At 70.4% G+C, this 5,024-nt stretch carries 6 protein-coding genes and 1 pseudogene; 2 read left to right on the forward strand and 5 right to left on the reverse strand.

Annotated elements, in window-relative coordinates:
• From BEK98_RS50625 to BEK98_RS46085, 4 genes and pseudogenes are all read right to left on the reverse strand, one after another.
• Positions 1-167: pseudogene (locus BEK98_RS50625) on the reverse strand (GPP34 family phosphoprotein); the annotation flags it as partial.
• A 157-nt stretch (positions 168-324) separates the two neighbouring features.
• Positions 325-984, reverse strand: a complete 660-nt coding sequence (locus BEK98_RS46075; RefSeq protein WP_094222786.1) for a response regulator — start codon at positions 982-984, stop codon at positions 325-327.
• Positions 981-2,150, reverse strand: a complete 1,170-nt coding sequence (locus tag BEK98_RS46080) for a sensor histidine kinase (RefSeq protein ID WP_208643428.1) — start codon at positions 2,148-2,150, stop codon at positions 981-983. The genes BEK98_RS46075 and BEK98_RS46080 overlap by 4 nt, the downstream gene beginning before the upstream one ends.
• A gap of 84 nt (positions 2,151-2,234) precedes the next feature.
• Positions 2,235-2,726 carry a helix-turn-helix domain-containing protein gene (locus BEK98_RS46085; protein ID WP_425276665.1) on the reverse strand — a complete coding sequence of 164 codons (492 nt, stop codon included), beginning with the start codon at positions 2,724-2,726 and terminating at the stop codon, positions 2,235-2,237.
• 430 nt (positions 2,727-3,156) lie between these two features.
• On the opposite strand from BEK98_RS46085, the gene BEK98_RS46095 reads away from it, so the two are divergent.
• Complete coding sequence (locus BEK98_RS46095) at positions 3,157-3,594, forward strand: cupin domain-containing protein (RefSeq protein WP_094222787.1); 438 nt, start codon at positions 3,157-3,159, stop codon at positions 3,592-3,594.
• Positions 3,595-3,826: 232 nt separating this feature from the next.
• Here the strand turns inward: BEK98_RS46095 and BEK98_RS46100 are convergent, their stop codons facing one another.
• Positions 3,827-4,195 carry a hypothetical protein gene (locus tag BEK98_RS46100; RefSeq protein WP_094222788.1) on the reverse strand — a complete coding sequence of 123 codons (369 nt, stop codon included), beginning with the start codon at positions 4,193-4,195 and terminating at the stop codon, positions 3,827-3,829.
• Between the two features lie 101 nt (positions 4,196-4,296).
• Here BEK98_RS46100 and BEK98_RS46105 point away from each other — a divergent pair.
• On the forward strand, positions 4,297-5,024 hold a 728-nt coding region (locus tag BEK98_RS46105), incomplete at its 3' end, for a sigma-70 family RNA polymerase sigma factor (protein WP_094222791.1).

A 5,024-nucleotide genomic window follows, 5' to 3' on the forward strand; every position in this document is an offset into this window, starting at 1 on the left:
CCGGACACGGTGACCGTGCCGTCCGCCTCCCCCAGCCGGCCGCGCAGCGCGAGGTCGACCAGGGCGGCGGCGCGGACCAGCAGCTCCGTCCGGGAACGGTCATACGGGCCTTCGGCCGCGTCGTCGCGGGCGAGCAGATACATGAGGCAGGCCAGGTCGTCGATCACACCTCGACGCTATGGCCGGGCACCCCTGCCGCGGATCGGCCACGGGAACGGCCTGGCACTGGGAGCTGGGGAGGACTACGGCCCGGCCTCCTCCTTGAGGAGGAGGCGGTGCCGTCAGGGCGACGTGGCCCGCCGTCGGGGGTGGCGCGGCCTGCCGTCAGGGGTCGCGCGGCCGCACGAGGCCGTGGTCGTAGGCGGCGACGACGGCCTGGACGCGGTCGCGCAGGCCCAGTTTGCGCAGCACCGCGGTGACATGGTTCTTGACGGTGGCCTCCGACAGGCGCAGCCGCTCGGCGATCTCCGCGTTCGACAGCGCCTGCCCGATCAGGGTGAGCACCTCCCGCTCGCGGCCGGAGAGGTTCCGCAGGGAGGGCGGCGGGCCCGGGTCGGGCACGGTGCGCAGAAACCGGTCGAGGACGCGGCTCAGCACGGTAGGCGCCAGCAGTGCGTCGCCGCGCGCGGTGAGGCGGATCGCGTCGACGAGTTCGGCGGGGCGCATGTCCTTCAGCAGGAAGCCGCTCGCCCCGGCCCGCAGAGCGGCAACCACGTGCGCATCCACGTCCCAGGTGGTCAGCACGAGCACCCGGGCCCGACTACCCGACTCCGCGATCTGCCGGGTCGCCTCGATGCCGTCCACGACGGGCATGCGTACGTCCATCAGCACCACGTCGGGCGCCAGTTCCCGCGTCAGCCGCACCGCTTCCCGGCCGTCGGACGCCTCACCGACCACCTCGAGGTCGTCCCGGGCGTCGATGATCATACGGAATCCGGTACGGACCAGGGCCTGGTCGTCGGCCACCACCACGCGCAACGTCATGACACGCGCTCCGCCGGCAGCCGCGCCGCCACCTCGAAGCCGCCCTGGGGCAGCGGACCGGCGCGTAGGCTGCCGCCCACGAGCCGTGCGCGCTCCTTCATCCCGACAAGACCTCGTCCCGCTCCAGCCGCGGCCGAACCGCCCCGCGGCGTACGCCCATTGTCGACCACCGTGACCTGCACACACTCTCCTTCGACCGTCACGCGCACGCTCACCTCGTCGGCGTCGGCCGCGTGGCGCAGCGTGTTGGTGAGGGCCTCCTGGATGATCCGGTACGCCGCCAGGTCCACCGCGGCGGGCAGCCCCTCGGTGGCACCCTCGCGGTGCACGTGCACGGTCATCCCGGTCGCACGCACGGTGTCGGCCAGCTCGTCCAGGCCCGCGAGCGAAGGCCCCGGCTCCCGCTGCTCCCCGGCCCCGTCCTCCTCCGCATGGGGCCCGAACGCCCGTAGCAGCAGGCGCAGTTCACCCAGCGCCGAACGAGCGCCCGTCTCAATGGCCCGCAACGCCTGACGGGCCTGTTCGGGCCGCTGGGTGAACACATCATCAGCGGCGCCCGCCTGAATGACCATCACCGACAGGGTGTGCGCCACGACGTCGTGTACCTCGCGCGCGATCCGCGCGCGCTCCTCCACCACAGCCCGCCGCATCTCCGCCCTCCGCCGTGCCTGCTGCGCCCTGCGCCACTGCCCCGTGGTCCACGCCAGGACCACCGTCAGCAGGTAGACCGCCAGCCCCGCAGCCCCGCCCGCCTCGAACGCCAGTGGCGCCGGCAGCCACATCGCCGCGAGCGCCCGCACCGACACCCACCGCGGCCTGGTGGCCGACAGCACGCACAACGCAACCTGCGCCGCCAGCAGTGCCCCCGTCAAGGTCACCGCGGGCAGCAGCGCCCACACCGCCAGCCCCGTCACCGCGTTCACGGCCAGCACGGCGACCGGGACGCGCGCCTGCCACCTCAGGGCGCAGCCCTGAGCGAGGACCAGGACCACGGCCACGGGCAGTCGTCGGCCGTGCCCCGCGCCGGCGACAACCACCGAGCTGCCAAGGACGGACAGCACCAGAGCGGCCGACCCCCACCACAGCGCCCGGGCCGCCCGCGGCGACAGCTCGCCCCGCGCTTCCCCGGCGAACACGTCGTCCGGCTCTCTGCCGCTGCGCTCCACACCCCGACCCTATCCAGCGGCGCGGGCCGGGCCGCTCAGGAGACCACCGCCAACACGACGGCCGTCGAGGCCGGCAGCCAGCGGCTAGGCCCACGAAGGCCTCCTAACGAAATGAGTGGTGCCGAACGCCAGGCTCATGTGGTCATGCGTGAGAGTGGTTCGCAAGCCGCGGCATTTTCGCGAGATGATGTAGCGCCGGATCATGCTGCCCTGCTCCTTGTGGCTGGCGTGATCGGTGCCGTCGAGGGTGAAGTAGCGCAGGGCGGTGAACTGGGCCTCGATGCGGTTGAGCCAGGAGCTGTTGGTCGGGGTGTGGGCGATCTCGACGTTGGCGATCTTCTTGACCTCGCGCCGCTCGGGCAGCGTACAAGTCCTCGGGCGACCGCCCTTGTACTTGGGGTAGAGCGCCTCGAAGCCGTCGGTGTTGAAGTCGTGAATCACATCGCGGACCCGGTCCGCGCTGGTGAACGTCACCTCGGCGATATCCGCCACCGCCATGCCCTGTGCTGACAGCAGCACCATCTGGGCCCGCCGCCACGACACGACCGAGCCGGTGCCTCTGCGGATGATCCGCAGCTACCTCCGGCCTTCATCGTCATCGATCTCACGAACCCGTACACGTTCTGCCACCCGGACAGACTCATGATGACGCACCGCCTGCGCCGGCATCCGAGCGGCGAGTCAGATCCCAACAGGGCAGACGCTGCTTGATACGGCGCTGGATGCCCGCCGATGACACGGCGCGATGCGGTCTCGATGCCGCTGGCTCCCGGATTGTGGCGGCCGCCGACGGGAGGCAGGGTGGTGTCGAGACCGTTTGGGCGAAGCAGAAGGCACACGGCCTGTCACGGATGCGGGCTGTGGCTTGTCCTTATCGCGAAGCGAGGTGTGAGCCGGGAACCGGCGAACTTGGTCACCGCCGAACGAGTGGGTCGGTACACGGGTCCGGAATGCGGTAGCCGACGCGAGATCGTCCATTCCCGGCAGCCTTACGGAGGTGTGGTAGATGTCAGCGAAGAACCCAGAGCACGGGAGCGCCCACGAGGTCTCCTTGCCGCCCGAAGTCAAGTTGCTGCAGGAAGTCACTCCGCCCTTCTTTCCCGAAGGTGGTTCGGGAATGACCATCCTCGTCGAGTGGCCTCCCGGTCACCCCGGGCTCCCTCCGCATCGCCACTCGGGCCCGTCGTTCGGCTACGTGATGGAGGGCGCGGTCCGGTTCGAGCTCGAGGGTGAGCCCGAGCGGGTGGTCGAGGCCGGTGGGACGTTCTGGGAGCCAGGCGGTGACGTGATCCACTACCAGGACGGCAACGCCCTGTCGGACGCACCGACCCAGTTCGTGGTGACCATGCTGTGCGCGCCGGGTCAGCCGATGCTCAGGCTGGTCGACGAGGAGGAGCTGAAGGAACGGGCGCACCTGCGCGCCCCGCGTCCCTTCGAAGGCTGACCCGCGAGATCGACAAGAGTGCGGAGTCCGGAACACCGATCCAGGTGCCGGGCTTTGCGGCAACCTCGGCCTTCATCGTCATCGATCTCACGAACCCGCACACCTTCTGCCACCCGGACCGACTCATGGTCACGCACCGGTGCGCCAGCACCCGAGCGACGCGTCACATCACAACAGGGCAAGCGTTGCCTGATACGGCACTAGTTGATCCCGGTGGGCCCCGTATCGGACCTCAGCGCCGAGCCAGCGCCAGCACACTCAGACCGAACATCAAGACACCCAGGGGGAGATGGACCGACGGGACGTGCGCGATGCCGAGCACGACCTGGACCGAGGCCAGCACGAGGAAACCGGACGCGTGCCAGACAGGACGGGGCGAGCCGCCGCCCGGCTTCCACGCCAGCACCGCTGCGAGCACGTACAGCATCGACGCCCCGTACATCACACGGGCTCCGACACCGTGCAGCGTCTCTCCGTAGGACGAGGTCAGCAGCAGTCCGGCGGAGACCGCCTGGAGGAAGATGGTCAGGGTCTGCAGGGCGATCGCGATCTGCAGGAACGAGGAGCTGCGCTGTGCGTTCGCCGTCACCTGAGTGGCCATGTCACGGTCCCCTTTTCCGCCCTCGGGCAGTAGATCGATAAGGTCTCACCAACCCGACGACGCGGGCCTGCGAAAGGTAAGGCGAGGGGGCGGCCGGAAGCATGGGGACTGTCGATACCAGCGCAGAGGAGATAGCCGGCGAGCGACGCCAACTGATCAATGTCGCTTACCGGTTGCTCGGTTCGGTGACCGAGGCCGAGGACGCCGTACAGGATGCCTACGCACGCTGGTACGCGCTGCCACGAAGCCGGCAGGAGGAGATCCTGTCCCCCGGCGCCTGGCTGACGACGGTGACCAGCCGCATCTGCCTGGACCTGCTCGGCTCGGCGCGGGCCCGCCGTGAACGCTATGTCGGCGCGTGGCTGCCCGAGCCGCTGCCCGACCGCACCGAGTGGGACCACGCGGGCGGCGCCGACCCCACCGGCCCCGCGGACCCCGCCGACCAGATCGTCCTGGACGAGTCGGTGGCCATGGCCTTCCTCGTCGTCCTGGAGTCGATGACGCCCGCCGAGCGGGTGGCGTTCGTCCTGCACGACGTCTTCCGGTACCCGTTCGCCGAGATCGCCGACGTTCTCGGCCGGACCCCTGCGGCCTGCAAGCAGCTGGCGGCCTCCGCCCGGCAGCGGGTGAGCGTGGCGCGCGCCCCGGAGACGGCGACCGGCCAGGCCGACGTGGTGAGGCACGTCAAAGAGGCATGGGAGACCAAAGACATCGCAGCCCTCGTCGGTCTCCTCAACCCCTCCGCCGTCATGACCGCCGACGGCGGCGGCATGGTCGGCACCGTCCTGCGACCGGTCGAGGGCGGCGCGCGCATCGCCCAGTACATGGT

This window comes from Streptomyces diastatochromogenes (assembly GCF_002242805.1).
GTDB lineage: Bacteria > Actinomycetota > Actinomycetes > Streptomycetales > Streptomycetaceae > Streptomyces > Streptomyces diastatochromogenes.